The sequence below is a fragment of the Acinetobacter sp. YZS-X1-1 genome (assembly GCF_000804305.1).
Classification (GTDB): Bacteria; Pseudomonadota; Gammaproteobacteria; order Pseudomonadales; family Moraxellaceae; genus Acinetobacter; species Acinetobacter variabilis.
Map to the genome: position 1 here is coordinate 35,417 of NZ_JWHB01000025.1, position 18,175 is coordinate 53,591.

Annotated in this window: 11 protein-coding genes and 6 pseudogenes; 10 read left to right on the top strand and 7 right to left on the bottom strand. The window is 42.3% G+C overall.

What is annotated here, in order from left to right:
• Positions 1–29: 29 nt before the first annotated feature.
• Both bioB and RJ01_RS15650 read right to left on the bottom strand, forming a co-directional pair.
• Positions 30–1,019: a biotin synthase BioB gene (gene bioB, locus RJ01_RS12390; protein ID WP_004812090.1), complete on the bottom strand. Its 990-nt coding sequence runs from the start codon at positions 1,017–1,019 to the stop codon at positions 30–32.
• 147 nt (positions 1,020–1,166) lie between these two features.
• Positions 1,167–2,035: pseudogene (locus RJ01_RS15650) on the bottom strand (IS982 family transposase).
• A gap of 232 nt (positions 2,036–2,267) precedes the next feature.
• On the opposite strand from RJ01_RS15650, the gene RJ01_RS12400 reads away from it, so the two are divergent.
• The 9 genes and pseudogenes from RJ01_RS12400 (at position 2,268) to RJ01_RS12430 (ending at position 9,776) form a co-directional block, all read left to right on the top strand.
• Complete coding sequence (locus RJ01_RS12400) at positions 2,268–3,749, top strand: TolC family protein (RefSeq protein WP_034171313.1); 1,482 nt, start codon at positions 2,268–2,270, stop codon at positions 3,747–3,749.
• Positions 3,750–3,760: 11 nt separating this feature from the next.
• Positions 3,761–4,891, top strand: coding sequence for an HlyD family secretion protein (locus RJ01_RS12405; RefSeq protein ID WP_034171314.1), 1,131 nt, complete (start codon positions 3,761–3,763; stop codon positions 4,889–4,891).
• Positions 4,891–6,021: pseudogene (locus RJ01_RS12410) on the top strand (ABC transporter permease). The gene RJ01_RS12405 and the pseudogene RJ01_RS12410 overlap by 1 nt, the downstream one beginning before the upstream one ends.
• Positions 6,018–7,118, top strand: a pseudogene (locus tag RJ01_RS12415) (ABC transporter permease). Before RJ01_RS12410 ends, RJ01_RS12415 begins: the two co-directional pseudogenes overlap by 4 nt.
• Before the next feature lie 64 nt (positions 7,119–7,182).
• Positions 7,183–7,518: pseudogene (locus RJ01_RS15905) on the top strand (IS481 family transposase); the annotation flags it as partial.
• A gap of 50 nt (positions 7,519–7,568) precedes the next feature.
• Positions 7,569–7,817 (top strand): annotated as a pseudogene (locus tag RJ01_RS16610) (IS5/IS1182 family transposase); the annotation flags it as partial.
• Positions 7,818–7,869: 52 nt separating this feature from the next.
• A pseudogene (locus tag RJ01_RS16805) lies at positions 7,870–8,079 on the top strand (PepSY domain-containing protein); the annotation flags it as partial.
• On the top strand, positions 8,076–8,348 hold the full coding sequence (locus RJ01_RS16810) for a hypothetical protein (RefSeq protein WP_004779934.1): 273 nt from the start codon (positions 8,076–8,078) through the stop codon (positions 8,346–8,348). The pseudogene RJ01_RS16805 and the gene RJ01_RS16810, both read left to right, overlap by 4 nt.
• 255 nt (positions 8,349–8,603) lie before the next feature.
• Positions 8,604–9,776: an iron-containing alcohol dehydrogenase gene (locus RJ01_RS12430; RefSeq protein ID WP_004647793.1), complete on the top strand. Its 1,173-nt coding sequence runs from the start codon at positions 8,604–8,606 to the stop codon at positions 9,774–9,776.
• A 516-nt stretch (positions 9,777–10,292) separates the two neighbouring features.
• Here the strand turns inward: RJ01_RS12430 and RJ01_RS12440 are convergent.
• Positions 10,293–11,474 carry a transcriptional regulator gene (locus RJ01_RS12440; RefSeq protein WP_034171317.1) on the bottom strand — a complete coding sequence of 394 codons (1,182 nt, stop codon included), beginning with the start codon at positions 11,472–11,474 and terminating at the stop codon, positions 10,293–10,295.
• A gap of 201 nt (positions 11,475–11,675) precedes the next feature.
• Here RJ01_RS12440 and RJ01_RS12445 point away from each other — a divergent pair, with 201 nt between their 5' ends.
• On the top strand, positions 11,676–13,187 hold the full coding sequence (locus tag RJ01_RS12445; protein WP_034171318.1) for an aldehyde dehydrogenase family protein: 1,512 nt from the start codon (positions 11,676–11,678) through the stop codon (positions 13,185–13,187).
• 173 nt (positions 13,188–13,360) lie between these two features.
• Here the strand turns inward: RJ01_RS12445 and pnuC are convergent, their stop codons facing one another.
• The 4 genes from pnuC to RJ01_RS12465 all read right to left on the bottom strand — a co-directional run bounded on the left by pnuC (position 13,361) and on the right by RJ01_RS12465 (position 18,016).
• Positions 13,361–13,930, bottom strand: coding sequence for a nicotinamide riboside transporter PnuC (pnuC, locus tag RJ01_RS12450; protein WP_034171319.1), 570 nt, complete (start codon positions 13,928–13,930; stop codon positions 13,361–13,363).
• A gap of 28 nt (positions 13,931–13,958) precedes the next feature.
• Positions 13,959–16,142, bottom strand: coding sequence for a TonB-dependent siderophore receptor (locus RJ01_RS12455; protein ID WP_034171320.1), 2,184 nt, complete (start codon positions 16,140–16,142; stop codon positions 13,959–13,961).
• Between the two features lie 8 nt (positions 16,143–16,150).
• Positions 16,151–17,389, bottom strand: a complete 1,239-nt coding sequence (locus RJ01_RS12460; RefSeq protein ID WP_034171324.1) for a phosphotransferase enzyme family protein — start codon at positions 17,387–17,389, stop codon at positions 16,151–16,153.
• A gap of 300 nt (positions 17,390–17,689) precedes the next feature.
• Positions 17,690–18,016, bottom strand: coding sequence for a hypothetical protein (locus tag RJ01_RS12465; protein WP_004812063.1), 327 nt, complete (start codon positions 18,014–18,016; stop codon positions 17,690–17,692).
• Positions 18,017–18,175 lie beyond the last annotated feature (159 nt).

Genomic DNA, 18,175 nt, shown 5'->3' on the forward strand with positions numbered 1-18,175 from the left:
GAAATGATCCCTGTTTGTTACACGATTAATTAAGCAGGTTGCATCGCATCTACAGCCAATTCTTTAGCTGTTTTCTTGGCAGCTTCAGCTTTTAAGCCTAATTTAGCAAACAAGGCTTTGTCTTTACCTTCACCACTGTTCGGGGCAGTAAGCAATTTATCACCTGAAAATAATGAGTTAGCTCCAGCCATAAATGCCAGTGCCTGATCAGAGTCAGAGAGAGATTCACGACCTGCCGACAAGCGGATATAACTCTTCGGCATAATAATCCGTGCTACCGCAATAGTACGAATCCAGTCAATCACATCCAGTTTTTCAACATCGGCCAGTGGTGTACCTTCAATAGGAACCAGCATATTTATGGGCACCGAACCCGGGTGAATCGGCATAGTCGCTAGTTCAAATAACAAACCGACTCGGTCTTGTACGCCTTCGCCCAAGCCGACAATACCGCCACTACAGACATTAATTCCGGCATTACGCACATGATCAAGCGTATTTAAGCGGTCATCAAAGCTACGTGTACTGATGACATTGGCATAATATTCACGTGAGGTATCAAGGTTGTGGTTGTAATAATCTAGCCCTGCATCTTTCAGACGTTCCGCTTGTGAGGCATTCAGCATCCCTAGGGTCATACAGGTTTCCATGCCCAATTTCTTGACTTCCTGCACCAATTCCAGCACATACGGCATATCGCGTTCATGCGGGTTACGCCATGCTGCGCCCATGCAAAAACGGGTCGAACCGGAAGCTTTGGCCTGTTTGGCTTCAGCAATCGCCTTTTGTACTTCTACGCGTTTTTCAATTTCCAGATCAGTATCATAATGTGCAGATTGCGAACAGTATTTACAATCTTCCGGACAACGGCCCGTTTTAATTGAAAGCAGAGTACTGACCTGAACAGTATTCGGTTCAAAGTTTTGGCGATGAATTTGCTGTGCCTGAAACAGTAAATCCATTAAAGGCAAGTCATAAATTTCTTGTATTTCGGCACGTGACCAATCATTACGGATCATCTTGTCTGCATCATCTAAAATTCCATTAAGTAAATCATACGCTGTTTTTTTTATTTTTCTTTAGCGTTTTCTTTCATATTCATTGCCTGCTTAAAATAGCTTTAGTTTATCAAGCTATTTTGAAAGCTTATTTAACTCGAATCCTGCTTAAGCCGATGATTCCTTAATTTGAATTGTTGGCTTATTTTGATGAGTGAGTTGATATGCACATAGTGAGGCGTAAATTCCACTCAGAAACCCATGAAGACTACGTGCTTTACTCGTTACTAAATTGTATTGCCCCTTCAATAAACTGAATAATGTTTCTATCTTATTGTGTTGTCTTAGGTGATATTCATCTGATGCACAAAGTTGAATAGCCTGCATATTCTTTCGATGATAAATAATTAAATCAATAACTTGATATTTCAATCTAGTTTTTAATTCTTGGCTGATGTAACCTAGATCCCCGTAAAGTTTTACTTCTACACCAGCAACCAATTGCTCAACCATTTTTATGTCAGCAACATGTCCATTCGATAAAGCAGAACAGGCAATTTCACCAAATTGATTCATCGCAATATGTAATTTACAGCCATAAAATCAGCCCATTGAGCTTCTACCACGTGATGCAATTTGGACTAATGATTTATGATGCTGAATACTTAGAGTTTTACAAACTGGCAGAGTTGTTGAATCAATCCATAAATATTGTGTACCTTGGCCTTTCATCAGTGTCACATGTAAAGCGTGTAGAGCTAATTCATGCATATTGATTAGATGAATCATCCTTTGATAGCAAGGCAAGTACTTAAATAAATGGCTTTTACCTTCTTTTAACCAGGTAAAAAAAGGCTTTGAAATTATTGAAATGAGAGCATTTGTACCAAACGGCAATAAAGCAGATTTCTGAAATTGTAAATTGAGCAGTTCTGATTCTTAAGGAACCACGGTTTTGTTTGAGAAACTCTCAATAAGTTGATTCAAATTTAAGAAAAATCATCAATTACGCAGAATAATTCGGTACTATTGAACATCAGAACTAGAGTTGTGAGTTTGGTGTGGTAACTCAACTGATGGCTCTAGTCCTCTTATTTTTCAAGTCAATTTCTTATCCGCGATTCGGGTTAATTAAGGATGTATAAGCTTCCTTTTTTATAGACAAATGTACAAGAAACAATACTATAACTTTACACTAGTTCTATCTACGAACCTTTGATTTATACTAGCCGGATAACATTACCGGCTTTAAATCAGTTTAGCGACTTTATGAACTTAAAGAAAAATAAAAGACAGTTTGTCTGGGGTTTAAATCTGCTTGCATCGATGATGTATGGCAGCTTTGCTCATGCACAGAGCATCAGCTTTCAGGACGCTGAACGTCAGTTGTTGCAAAATTCTTATAGCAGCCAAGCCTATCAAAGTCTGGAACAAGCTTCAAAACTTGAAGCTGAAGCAGTGAAAGGTATAGGTCTGCCACGAGTCGACCTGAATGTTCGTGCCTATGCCTTTCACAGTGAAGTCGATATTCCATTAAAGCAATTTAAAAATAATCTGGAGAATTCACTCTCTCAAGGCGTGAATGGCCGGCTTAATGAGTGGGAGGCCAGTAATGGCGTGGATATACCTGCAGGTATTACCGATCCACTGCGTGATGGACTTAACAATACTATTCATAGCGGAGTTGGTCTGATTCCGGATACGTCTAATGTCATCCTTGAAGATCAGGTGATTCGCCCCACTGTTTCCGTGATTATGCCAATATATACTGGAGGCCTCACCCGTAGTGCCAAAGAAATTGCCAATATTCAGGTCGGTCGTAGTCAGCTCAGCAACAAACAGCAGCAAGATACGCAGCGTTTTGAACTGATTCAAAGTTATTTTAATGTGCAGCTCCAAAAGCAACTGCATGCAGCTGCGCTGTTTAATCTGAATGCCATGCAGCAGCATTATCGCAATGCCTTAAAAATGGAACAGCAAGGTTTTATCAGTAAAGGCCAGCGCATGCAATTTGAAGTAGCACGCAATAATGCCGAGCGCAGCCAGCAAAATACGCAGGCCAATTTGAATGCTGCGCTGTTCCAGCTCAATAATCTGCTTCAGGAAAGTAGCATCACTGAGCTTTCGACGCCTTTATTTGTCAATAAAACTGAGCCACAGGCTTTAAATCATCTGCTGAAAACCTTTAGTCAGAACTCTGCGCTGATTCAAAAAATGCAGCTGGATACCCAATTGGCCCAAGCCAATGTGAAAGCCCAGCAAGCAGCTAAAAAACCGAATATTTTTGCTTTTGGTGAATATAGTCTGGATCAAAATGAAAACTGGATTGTCGGAGTTGCCGCACGCTATAACCTGTTTTCCGGGATCGATAAAAACAAAAATATTCAGGCTGCTGAACTCAAACGCTCTGCCACAGAACTGCTCACTGCACGCACCCAGCAGGAAATTGAAAATCTGATTTATAAATCTTATAGCGAAGCACTTAGTGCACAGCAAAGTGATGCGCTTCTGGCACAAAACTTGAAAGCCGCACAGGAAAATTTACGCATCCAAGAATTGTCCTTTAAAGAAGATATGGGTACCGCCATACAGGTCATCGATGCACAAAATATGCTGAGCGGACTACGAGCCGAAACTGCCTTGAATGCTTACAAATATGTGATGTCACTGGCCACACTATTACAAAGCCATGGCTCGATTGCAGAATTTCCGAACTACATCCAACATACCAACACTCACTATATTCGCTAATGGAGCCGAACATGAACGAAGATCAACAACCCAATGATCCTGTGAATGAAGCGGCTTCATCCAGCGATACAGAAAAATCGCCTGCGCAACAGGTAGAAACAAAAACTGAAATAGAAAATAACGCGACGACTTCGACCGAGCAACAACAAGCTCCTGAAATCGCTAAAAAGAAAAAATATTTATTGCTCGCCCTGATTCCAGTTCTGCTGGCAGTCATCGCTTTTGGATTATGGAAAAGCTACCAACCGGCTCCGCTTGAATTGCAGGGTCGTGTAGAAGCTGAAACAGTTCAGGTGGCGACCAAAGTGCCAAGCCGTATTGAAGAAATTTATGTAGAAGAAGGTCAGCGGGTCAAAAAAGGCGATGTACTGGTGCGCTTAAACAGCCCGGAAATTCAGGCCAAAAAACAGCAAGCCGCAGCGGCTTTACAATCTGCGCTGGCCTTACAATCGACTGCTGAACGCGGCTCGCAGGAAGAAAATATCGCCAGTCTGTATGCCAACTGGCAAGCGCTGAAAGCACAGCAAAATTTAGCCAAAGTTTCTTATGAGCGTGGTGCAAATTTATTGGAGGAAGGTGTGATTTCACGCCAGCGCCGTGATGAATTGTATGCAGCCAGTCAATCAGCAGCGCAAATGACAGAGGCGGCGTATCAGCAATATGCACGTGCCAAACGTGGCAGCACTTCGCAGCAAAAGAGTTCCGCCGATGCACAGGTAGATATTGCCCAGGCTGCGCTGGATGAAGCCAATGCTTTAGAAGCAGAAACCCAATTAGTAGCACCTGTAAACGGAACGGTGTCTAAAACCTATGGCAAAGTCTCGGAGCTGGTAGCCACCGCAGTCCCTGTGGTCAGCCTGATTGAAGATCAAATGTGGGTGAGCCTGAATATTCGTGAAGACCAATATGCCCCGTTTCAGAAATTGAGCAGTATTGAAGGTTATATTCCCGCCCTAGATAAAACCGCCACTTTTAAAATCAAGCAGATCAGTGCTGAAGGTGAATTTGCCACCATTAAGACCACACGCCAAACCGGCGGTTATGATGTGCGAAGTTTTAAGCTGCATCTTGTGCCCACACCAGCGATTCCTGAACTGAAAGTTGGGATGAGCGTGTTATTTAAACTGAAAGAGACCCGATAATGTGGACGGGTATATGGCGCGAACTGCGCTATCTGCTCCGCGAAAAATGGGATCTGTGTCTGGTCACGCTCGCACCTGCACTGGTGATTATTTTATTCAGCAGCATGTTTGCTCAAGGGAAACCGGATCATTTACCGATTGCGATTATTGATCAAGACCAGAGTGCGCTGAGTCAAAGCATTTATCAGCATGTGGCGCTGAATCATACTCTTAAAATTGCTACGGTGTCGGAACAAACAGCTGAAATTGAGCGCCTGTTAAATCAAAATAAAATTTGGGGTTATATCCATATTCCCAGCGGTGCCGAGCAACGTCTGGTTCGTGCCCGGGATGCTGACATCAGTATTGCCTTTAACCAGAGTTATTTCAGTATCGGAAATACCATTTCCTCTGCCATGCTGGTCAGTACCCTGCAAGCACTGGCTGAATTTAGCGGACAGCAATATCTGGGCAACCGGCTGCCTTCTCTCGAAGCACCGTCACCGCATATCAAAATATCGCCGCTGTATAATCCACAACTGAATTATGAATTCTATCTGGAACTCTATGTCATTCCGGCAATTCTGCATTTACTGCTGTGTTGTTGTGTGGCATTTTCCGTCGGTCAGGAACTGAAGCGGCAGACCTTAACAAGCTGGATTAGCAACTCATCCATCTGGATGGCATTGCTGTCTAAGAACCTGATCTATGTGGCTATTTTTAGTCTATGGACCTGGATCTAGATGTTCTGGCTGATTGAAATTCGCGGCTGGTTTGTTGCCGGCTCGCTCGCTCTGATTCTATCGGCACAATTTCTGCTATATAGCGCTTATGCATTTTTAAGCAGTGCAGTGGTTCTAGCAACCAAAGATTTAAGTAAATCTTTTGGCATCATTGCGGTCTATGGTGGTTCATCTTTAAGTTTTGCCGGTGTGACCTTACCTTTAAATAATGCGCCCCTATTCACCCAGTTCTGGTCCAATATTATTCCGTTCACGCCCTATGCCAAATTACAAACTGAACAATGGGTGATTGGTAGTCCATTGCATATTTCACTGCAAGCTGGATTAATGCTGCTGATCTATGCCCTAGTCTACGCTCTGCTGGCTTATCTGTTTCTTAAAAAAATCGCCAAAGGAGCAACACCATGAAATCCCTTTGGTTTTACTATCTACAAAGCTTTAAAGATATCGTCAGTCACGGCACGATCTTTACCACGCTGATTCTATCTGTCTTGTTTTACAGCTTTTTTTATCCAACCGCTTATCAGGCACAGCAGGCTGAAGCCTTACCGATTATTATTGTCGATGAAGAACAAAGTAGCTTAAGTACCCGCATTATTGGTCAGGTGGCACAAAGCCCCAATGTCGAAATTTAGGCGATTACCGGAAATTTTGCCGAAGCCAAACAATGGATGGAATCTCAAAAAGCCGATGGTATCTTGTTACTACCGGACAATTTATCGCAAAGCTTAAGGCATGGTGAAACAGGCGGAATTGGACTGTATTTAAGCACGGCCAACTTTTTAGTGACCAAACAAATTGGTCTGGGCTTAGCTACATCAGTTGAGCAAACTTTGGCAGATTATACTGAACGCTTTGGCAAGGTCTCGGATTTTTCACCTGCCCTTTCTGTGCATCAAATTCCTTTATTTAATCCGCTGTCCGGCTATGGCAGCTATGTCTTTCCTGCGGTTGCACCTTTAATTATTCACCAAACCATTCTTTTGGGTTTGAGTATGCTAATTTTAGTATATCGGGAAAGAAAAGTAGAATTAAACGCAAATGCATTGGTTGGGATGTGTTTAGCGGTCTTTACTATTGGCTGTCTGGGATGTTTCTATTTATTCGGCTTTAGCTTCTGGCTATTTGATTATCCACGTGGTGGCAACCTGTTCGGGATGCTACTGGCTGTTCCAGTTTTTATCTATACAATAATTGGCATGACCTGCCTATTCGCCAGTTTTCTGGATTTGCCGGAACGTGCGGGTCATGTGATTGTATTCACTTCCATTCCACTGTTCTTTTTATCTGGTGCGGCCTGGCCGCATGCTGCAATGCCTATCTGGATGCAAGTCGTTGGCGAAATCCTGCCTTCCACCCAAATTGTGCAGATGTTTATTCAACTCAATCAGATGGGTGTACCTACAGAGCTAGTCTTGCCTAAATTGCTTTATCTCGGAATGATCGGCAGCTTGTGCTTTTTCTTGGCTTATCGACGTTTAATTTCAAACTGTGGAACTTTCTAGCTAGGTGTTTAGTCCCAGATTTTAATGGTGTAATATTCTCAGAGAAATGGAAAGATGCAGCACTATGGGACAAGTTCTACACAACAGCGCCACAACGACACAGACAGTGCGTCGAGCAATACAAAATAGTTAAGAGAGCTTAATAACGCTAGCCAAGCGTTACGGCATCAATCAAAAGACTGTCGCAAAATGGAAGAAACTTACTTCAGTAGATGATCTTACAACAGGGCCAAAGAATCCTCGCTCAAGCGTGTTATCGCCTGAAAATGAGGCGGCAATTGTTGCTTTTCGAAAACGCACTTTGTTGCCGCTAGACGATTGCCCTTATACATTGCAGCCGAGTATTCCTTATCTGACACGCTCGTCGTTACACCGCTGCTTGCAGCGGCATGGTATTTCATGACTGCCTAAGGTACAAGGTGATCGGCCTGTCAGAAAGCGCTTCATAAGAAATTGAGATCTTTAGAGAGGAATGAATTATTAAAATCAGTCAAACGGCTAGGTCGGTCACTTTGGAAAAAATGGTCTGGTTATCATCATCGAAGTTTAGTGGAAACCAAAATGCATTGCATCAAATGATTAGGCGATAAATTAACAGCAAGGAGTTTTGCTAGTCAGGTGGATGAGATTCATGCACGTGTAGCAGTTTTGAATAAATTCACAGAATTAGATCGCCCTAATACCCAAGTTGTCACTTGAATTTAGCTCAATTAGGGCAGCATTGTCTTTCAAACCTTTGTGCAACAAAGCCCTTCCCCTGATTGATATTTATTATTTAGTTTCCCAGTAATATGTTGATTCTTTTGCGACTTATTGGCCTTTTTTGCGTATTGACCTGATGTTATGGCCCTTGGCACTTCTCGCCCTATTGTTACACCAGAAAATTACCCCTATTCATCAAAAGGCGGTCAATAAAATTCACGCCAAACTAAAAGTTACGCAACAGGAATCATCAACATGATATGGATTGCAGTGATCGGTCTGCTTTGGCTAAGCTGCTTTGCCTTTTATACTGTAAGTGCAAAGCAGATTCTAAAAACCCGAAAATCTCGGTACGCTTTTTTAGCGAATTTTCCTACGTACACTAAATTCGCAGCAGGTATTTTCTTATTCGTTGCAATGGTTTTATTACGGACCCGGTTTAGCTCCAGTATCAGCTTTGTGGCTCTATGGATATTTCTAAGCCCTGTACTGTTTATCTTTATCTTAAAAATGAATAAAGCACTTTAGTATTTATTTAAAATCAGAAAGTAGCAAACAGCCTAGTGCGCTACTTACATGCCCTCTATTGAACCAATCTACCCAGTATCTGCTAAACCTTGCCAACCTACTTTTAAATATTTCAGATTCATTATTTTGGCTAGAATCAAAAATTTAAATTGGTAGGTATTTGGTAGGTAGGATTCTTTTTAACTTCATCCAATACTCATATTACGGTGAGGGTCACCGATAAAATAATCAATGAATGGTAGAAGGAATCACACCATGGCTTTTAAAAATATTTCAGATCAAACTAACGGTTTTTATATTCCCTGTGTTTCACTTTTTGGTCCGGGCTGTGCTAAAGAAATCGGGATAAAAGCACAAAATTTAGGTGCCAAGAAAGCGCTGATTGTAACTGATGCGGGGCTGTTTAAATTTGGTGTTGCAGATGATATTGCAAACTATTTGAAAGAGGCGGGTGTTGACAGTTATATTTTCCCAGGCGCGGAACCCAATCCAACTGATATTAACGTGCATCATGGAGTTACAGCTTATAATGAAAATGCCTGTGATTTTATTGTATCGTTAGGTGGGGGTTCATCACATGACTGTGCCAAAGGCATTGGCCTAGTCACTGCAGGTGGCGGACATATCCGTGATTATGAAGGGATTGATAAAAGTACCGTCCCGATGACACCACTGATTGCAATCAATACTACAGCAGGGACAGCTTCGGAGATGACACGTTTCTGTATCATTACCAATACCGATACCCATGTGAAAATGGCGATTGTAGATTGGCGTTGTACACCACTCATTGCGATTGATGACCCTAAACTTATGTTGGCCAAACCTGCAGGGCTGACTGCGGCAACAGGTATGGATGCCTTGACGCATGCAGTAGAAGCCTATGTGTCTACAGCAGCAAACCCAATCACTGATGCCTGTGCAGAAAAGGCGATTACCATGATCAGCGAATGGCTTAGCCCGGCAGTGGCGAATGGGGATAATCTGGAAGCACGGGATGCCATGAGCTATGCCCAATATCTTGCCGGAATGGCCTTTAACAACGCCTCTTTAGGATATGTGCATGCGATGGCACATCAGCTCGGAGGCTTCTACAACTTGCCGCATGGTGTTTGTAATGCAATTCTGCTCCCCCATGTTTGTGAATTTAACCTGATTGCTTGTCCTGAACGTTATGCCAAAATTGCCCAATTGATGGGGGTGAATACAGAAGGCTTAACCGTAACTGAAGCAGCTTATGAAGCGATTGGCGCCATTCGTCAGCTTTCGGCTTCAATTGGTATTCCATCTGGGCTGACGGAATTGAATGTAAAAGAAGCTGACTTGGCCATCATGGCGGAAAATGCACAAAAAGATGCCTGCATGCTGACCAATCCACGTAAAGCCAGCCATGCCCAAGTGGTAGATATTTTTAAAGCGGCGATGTAGTGCCTCAATGTAAGTCTTCTTTCCAATCATCTGACTTACATTTTTAACAGCCCCTGTTTCACTTTCTGAGGAAGTGTGCCAAGAGCAGACATGCATTTTCCTGTTCCTGGCTGATCCTTTTGCCTTCATAAGAGGATAAAAACGGGGGGTGTTTCTTTTTTATCAAGCCCCTTTCATTATGATTATCGACATTAATCCCATGGTAGAAAAATGCCAAGATTTTTTTAGCCCGTTTCAGCCACAAATAAAATTTCATAGCGTATTATCTTACGATTATATTTGATCCCTGAGGAATAAACTGCGTGTCCTTCAAATGACATGAAGGTGAGCGTAGCTGATTTTAATGAAGAGCATCCCATCAAGCAGCTAGGCAAACTGGGTAGCCACTGATAAAAATTTTAGGATCAGGTTCAGTCTAAATCAATAAGTAAACCCACAGTAAGCAAGGATAATACTTAATATTCCAGAATTTTCCTATTTTAACTGTTTAGCTTTGTACCGACAGTTACATCAGCTTTAAAGATTTTTATATTTTAACAGAGTCTGATGAATGGGATGGATTTTGGGCATCAGTTCAATCAGGCGTTCTATAGCATCAATCGCTTCAGGAAAATGTGCCACATGTTTCAGCAGGACATCGGTTTCATTAGCCTTGAAAATGGCATCGCTCAGGCGTGATTCCAGACAATCTCTCCAAGCGCATAGAAATGGACTTTCTGTTCTAGCCAGAAATACGCCGGTACATAATTTCAAGGCTGAATCAATATATCCAGCATCTAGGGATTGCTCCATCATTAAAAAGTCAGCCTCTACATCCGCCAATAAACGATAGGGTCTGGAACCTAGCATACCACCTAGTACATCGCGTAACTGTGACATTTCTGCTTTTAAAGTCCCTATACTGACCTTGCGTTCGCCATATAAGGCCTGATGCAAGGTATCTAGACTCAGGCCCTGCGGACATAAGGCCAGAATGGCTAGAATTTCAATCTGTCGAGGGGTCAGAACTAGCACCTTGCCATTAAACAGCACTTGAGGTACTGAAAAAGCCCGAATAAACAGGCGCTGCTTCTGGCATTCTAGTAGAGCCGACTGGATGATCGTAGCACAGCGCTCCGCAGCTAGTAGTGCTAAACTGTTATGCTTTGGCCAGGTAGTTGACAGATCAATGACACCTAAGACCTGTTTTGAATAGGGATCAATAATCGGAGCAGCGTAACAAACCCAATCATGAATGGAGGACATGTAATGTTCACTGGAAAAGACACAGCTGGATTGTTGAGTTTTTAAGGATAATGCCAATGCATTGGTTCCGACTAGCTCTTCGCGCCATTGTCCACCTTCAATAAAATGTACACTTTCTGCGGCACTTTGCATTTGCGGGCTGGACGCTGTCCAGATGATAGTGCTGCCTATATCACCGACTGCCAACACCATCGATGACTGCTCTGCAATATGTTTCAAGTCTTGTGCACAATGGTGTAGAGCATAGGCTAAAGTTAAAGAAGAAGTGGTCTTTTTTATATCTGTCAGTGGTGCTGCTAAACGATTCTTAGGGATTTCAGCCGAGGATGAGCGCTGCCAAGAGCTGGCAATACTCTGTCCCAGCTGTTCTGCATGAAGGGGAGATAAACTGCTACTTTGCCGAAGCTGATCGATATTGTGCCTTTTTTGCGCCAAATCTTGTTTTGTCATCATTCCTTATTCTCACAACAATTCATGATTTACATCCGCTGTAATCGTTATTCTTTTAAAATAGATGAAAAGATCGTGAACATGCTAGCTCCAACCTTTTTCCAACCTTACCTCATTTATATTAATCAAATAAGGTGCAGAAGTACCTTATACCAAAGCTGTAGAAGCGGTTTTGCCATACGAAAATAAGCAAAGGAAATAAATATGCGTTACATCGATCCCAATCAACCTGGTTCAAAAATTCAATTTAAAGCACAATACGATAATTTCATTGGCGGCGAATGGGTCGCTCCGGTCAAAGGCGAATACTTTGACAATCTCTCTCCGGTAGATGGCAAAGTCTTTACCAAAGTACCGCGTTCTTCTGTAGAAGACATTGAATTGGCCCTGGATGCAGCGCACAAAGCCAAAGAACAATGGAACAGAACATCGCCGACCACCCGCTCCAATATTCTGTTGAAAATTGCCGACCGTCTGGAACAAAATCTGGAAATGTTGGCTGTAGCAGAAACCTGGGACAATGGAAAACCGATCCGTGAAACGCTGGCTGCCGATATTCCACTGGCCATTGACCATTTCCGTTATTTTGCCGGCTGTATCCGGGCTCAGGAAGGTGGCATTTCCGAAATTGATGAAGATACTATCGCCTACCATTTCCATGAACCGCTTGGTGTAGTCGGACAAATCATTCCCTGGAACTTCCCGATTCTGATGGCCGCCTGGAAACTCGCGCCAGCCTTGGCTGCAGGCAATTGTATTGTGCTGAAACCTGCAGAACAGACTCCGGTCAGTATTCTGGTGCTAGCTGAACTGATTCAGGACATTTTGCCGCCGGGCGTGTTGAACATCGTCAATGGCTACGGGGTCGAAGTCGGCCGTCCACTGGCGACCAATCCCCGTATTGCCAAGATTGCCTTTACCGGCTCGACTGCCGTCGGCCAAATGATAATGCAGTATGCAACTGAAAATATTATTCCGGTAACGCTGGAACTTGGCGGTAAATCACCAAACTTGTTCTTTGCCGACATTATGGATCAGGAAGACGATTATCTGGACAAAGCTCTGGAAGGCTTTGCCATGTTTGCCCTGAACCAGGGTGAAATCTGTACCTGTCCTTCCCGTGCCTTGGTACAGGAAAGTATTGCCGATGAATTTCTGGCGCGTGCAGTAGAGCGGGTGCAACGGATTAAGACTGGTCATCCGTTAGATACCGACACCATGATTGGTGCGCAAGCCTCACAGGAACAGCAGGACAAGATTCTGGGTTGTATTGCCACTGGCCGTGAAGAAGGCGCACAGATCCTGACCGGTGGTGAAGCACGTCATGAAGTGGGTCAAGGTTTCTATATTGAACCGACCATCTTTAAAGGCACCAATGACATGAAAACCTTCCAGGAAGAAATCTTCGGGCCTGTACTGGCTGTGACCACCTTCAAAGACTTCGATGATGCAATCAAGATCGCCAATGATACGATTTATGGACTCGGTGCCGGTGTCTGGTCACGCTCAGCGCATACCTCTTACCGTGCAGGCCGTGCTATTCAGGCAGGTCGGGTCTGGACCAACTGTTATCACATCTACCCTGCCCATGCGGCTTTCGGTGGTTATAAAAAATCAGGGATTGGGCGTGAGAATCACAGAATGATGCTGGATCATTATCAGCAGACTAAAAACTTGCTAGTCAGCTATTCGACCAAACCAGCCGGGTTCTTTTAAGAAGTGAAATAAAAGCGAACTTCGGTTCGCTTTGAATGTATGGTAGCTAGCTTTCACAAAATATCAGCAACATCTTCAAGCTGCGGCCAATTCAAATAAAGTTTTTAGTTTATAAACACTTTTTTTTAAAGGAAAGAGCATCACCTCAAATTTCTATTTGCAATAGTGTCATTTCAAGATAATTTCACTCTATAAAGATTTCGCCACATTCTCCAGCCATTGAGTGCCAGAAGAATAAAAATAAAATAAAGCACGGCGGTTAAATACAATGACTTATAGCTATACATGCCGACATAAATCACATCTAACACACACCATAATCCCCAGCTTTCAATATATTTTTTTGCCGCCCAATAACTTGCCACCAAGCTAAAAGAAGCCAACATGGAATCCAACCAAGGGAGTGATGCTGTGGTGAAATGAGCAAATAAGGCGCCAATCACCAGACCGGCGACAATACCCACAATCAGACTATATACCCAGATTTTTTTATTCAAATAGTCAATCTGCACGGTGATAGCCTGGTCATGATTTTTCTTCGACCAGCTATACCAGCCATACAGTTGCATCAAGATAAATATGGCTTGTAATGCTGCGTCTGCAAATAAATTGACGCGATAAAAAATAATCATATATAAAAATACAGCGACAATATTCACTAACCAGCAGACTTTATATTGTTTGGAGGTCAACCAGACACCTAAAACGTTTAAAATGAACGCTGCAATTTCTATATTTTCCATAGCAATATAACCTGATTAAGCAGCCAATTTAGAAGTTCAGATTGAATGACAAGGTTGCTGTACGCGGCGAACCCAAGAATAAATAATCGTCACCCAAAAATTCACCTGCATCACGCCAGTATTTCTTGTTGAACAGATTATTAATATTCAAGCGCAGCAATGCATCGGTCGTATTTAGCTTAAATTGATAAGCAGCGCCTAAATCAACCACACTATAACCTGCAACTTTCGCAGCACCCTCTTTGTTGGCATATTTGCTGGAACTGTATTGACCACCTGCCAGAATAGTGAAACCTGCAATGCTCGGTACGTTATAGCGAAGATGTGTTGCGAAACGAGCTTTTGGCACGTTTTGCGCCTGATGATTACCATATTCAACCGCTTCTACATTTTCTAAACGGGCTTTAGTCAAGGTAAAAGATGAAGTTAAGGCCAGATGATCGGTTAATGCACCATTCAGTCCGAGCTCCAGACCCTGACTATGTTGTTCGCCTTCCGCAACAAAATAGCGAAGTCCTGAAATCGGCTTGCTATATTGGTTGTCTTGGCGTAAATCAAATAGCGAGGCAGTCAATAAAAACTGCTTGATCTGTTGTTTGAAACCAACTTCATATTGCTCTGAGTAGATCGGTGCTAGGGTTTCAGCAGCATTCTCTGCAAACCAAGGTGCTGATTTTCCATCTGACAAGCCTTTGGCATACGAGGCATAGACGGTAGTCGATTCCAAGGGGCTATAGCTGATTGCGAATTGCGGTAAAAATTTAGCTAAATCGGTATCGCGGACTTTTATTACCTGCTTACCCTCTGCATCATAAGCATGTGCTTGCTCATCAAGCTCGATCCATTTTCCGCCAATTAAAGTGGTCCAATGTTCATTCCATTCAATACGGTCTAATGCTGTAAATGCAGTTTGTTTACTTTTAAGTGCTTGATATTTTGGTCCAGCATTCGCTGTTACTGGGGAAAAATCTATGGTTTCTGTATAAATATTACCTACACCAATCCATTCATTGACACCAGCAAAACGATCTCGCGATTTATTGGTTTGTGTAATATCAAAATTTAGATAATGTTGCGCCCAATTGGTATCAATCACCCCATCTAGTTTGACTTTAAATTGGTTGGTTTTAAAGGTTTCATCTGGATTCTGATAATCGTAAATATCATACTCGCCAGCTTTACCAAACGTGTTACAAGAATACGCTTCTAGACAGCCTTCCCGATAATAACCATAAGCAAAGCTTGAATAGTCATCAACTCTGGATTTACTGTGGGCTGCAACGAGTCCCAAGTTCCAGTCATCATTCAAAGCATAACTATATTTTAAACTGCTATTCAGACTATCGATCGTGACTGGTTTGCCCCAAGTCTGATAACCCAGCAATCGATCCCATTTCACATTTTCTGGGACTTTGCCATCCAGTAATTGATAACCTGGCACTGATTTTTGTTCGGAACGCTGTGCTTCAAGATCAAGTTCTACTTTGGATTGCGCTGACATCTTCCAATCCAATGCCAATGCAGCTAAATAGCGTTCACCCTCCACATGATCGACATAAGAATCCATCTGTTCATTCACCAGATTGATGCGATATCCGAATTGTTGCTCATCACCCCAAAAACCACCTAGATCAGTTGCCACTGAAAACTGTCCATGTTGATCAGCAGAGAATGTCAGGGCCTGGATATCTTTAGGTCGCTTGGTGACATAATTCACAACCCCACCCGGGGTCGACATACCACTTTGAATCGCGGAAATGCCTTTTAAAATTTCCACACGTTCTTTGTTTTCAAGTGCAACATTTTGTTCACCACGAATCACATTGCCATTAATGAGGTAGCTTGATGCCAAATCGAGTGCAAAGCCACGCGAGACAAAGTTTGGATAATAGCCAATTGCAGCATAGCCATCACCGATGGCTGCATCATTTTTTACAACATCGCTCAGCACACGGGCATGTTGTTCAGCGATGAGATCGGCAGTCAAGATAGAAACTGATGCAGGTATTTTTTGCAAATTCTCCGTACCAAAACCTTCAATATTCACTTTGGTACTCGTGTAAGGGATACTTTGATCGGCTGTGATAACAATCGTGTCAAGCTGTTGCACATCGTCTTCAGCATAAGTCAGCGGGATTAAACACAGCTGCGACAGAATGATCATATTTAAAGATCGGGTTAATACATTCTGTTTGAGTTGACGAGTGTTCATACGAAACCTTATGTCTTTGAAATGGGTGATGATGCTGGGTTTAGAGAGAGCAATTGAGAAGCGTGCAATTCGCGTTGAATGAGCCGGGTTAAAGTCTGGATAAATTGTTGACCTTGTTCGCCAAAGAACCAGTCCACATGACCGATAATCCAGTCGTAATAAGCCGCATCTGCATGGTTGAGGTTGTGGGTAATGCCCACAAAATACTCCAGCTCTGAAAAAGCGAAATCCAGATGCACGATTTTTAGCAGTTCTGGCAAAATACTAAAATCTTCTTGTGGATGTACTTTGGAAAAATAAGCATGTAGAAAGGCAGTTAAACCAGCTTCATCAATCTGAATATGTGGGCTCTGCTCTAATTCCAACCAATCAATGAAATTACGTTCAATCGTCACAGCCAGATCATAAAGTGCAGAGTTTCGGTCAGATAAACCAAAATCAATTACGGCAGTAATTTCAGCTTTGGCATCCGGCGCTGACCAGAATAGATTAGAAGCGTGTAAATCGTTATGGGTCCAAATTTTGCTTGCCTGTTGCAATACAGGCTGAATACGCTGGTGAACCTGTAAGATTCGATCTAAAAAGTAAGGATCTAAATTTTTATCGGCAAAATAACGGCTTAATTCTGAACTGTTTGCAATGCGCCGTTGAATGGCTGTAATGATATTTTCACTGTCTAAAAGCTGCTGATTGGACACTAAATAAGATGCTGATCGGCCTTGCTGCTCAGGAAAATCCTGCATGGCCATATGTAACCTTGCCAGTAATTGCCCCGCTTTCGCAGCATGTTCAGCATAGAAAAAAGGTTTCCAGGATTGCTGATTTGCATACAGATCTAAGCCGGCTGCTTTTGCATAGACTTCATAGGTCCAGTCACCTAGCTCTAAAGCAGTCAGACCTTGATTTGAGCTAATCAATGCTGCAACAGGAATTTCTTTGCTAGCTAAATGCTGAAGAACAGCATGCTCCTGTAAAATATCGCGGGCACGACGAAAGGAACAATGGCTGCGCTTAATCAAATACTGATGCGCGACTGCTTCATCCCTGATCACAAAATCCTGCTCCACCTTGACCAGAGCCGCAGATGAAAATGGCCGGGGACTATACCACAAAATCTCAAAATGACCTTGTAAACAGGAATAGTGCTGCTGCAGGCTTTGTAATTCTGGATCAGAAATATGTGCCCAGTCTTTATTTTCCCAGGCATTGCCCATACCATGACCTAAATCATTGGTAATTATGGTCATCATCACTATTCCTGAGCTAGATCATTATCTAATAATGGAAAATCATCGTTTAGGCGAACATGCAAACAGTATTTTTAAATACATTTAATATTGAAGACACGCCCTAAAATTAAGTGGTACATACCAGTATTAAATTGAAGGCAAGTTTAGCCTTATAAATATAAAAATAGAATAGATCTCTCGCATAAATCAAAAAATGATCTTCTTTTTGGTTAATATTCGAACTCCAGATTTCTTAGCATTCGCGCATAATCTGCGGATGAAAATATATCGATTCAAACAAGCTTTCTTATCCTCAGTTCAAGCGATAACGTAGTTTTGAAATGTACCGTAATTCATTTTCATGACTTCACTAAGTAGCTCTTTAAATCCCTGTTTATCAGCAGCAAATTCTACCAGTGATTCATTGTTCAGATCAGTAACACATGCCATGGTCGAAATGACCTGTACACTATGAGCTTTGAATAACCCTCTCAAAATTTCATTTGAATGATTTTGGTCTTTAATAAAGTTCTTTAACGGCTTAGCAGGGATTGCCCAAGTATCGAAGTCTTTCATCTGTATCTGACGAACTTCAATGTCATTGATTTTGATGCTTCGATTCGTTTCTAGAAAAAAATCATTCATAATGATGTCTCAAATTAGATTTTAATGACAAAAAAATACCCTGATGGTTATCCCATCAGAGCTAAATATAAAATTATTTATTTCTTAATTTGAAATACTTTGATCAATCAGTTTCTCAATAGTATTAGTGAACCGTACCGGGTTTGTCGGAGAGTCAAT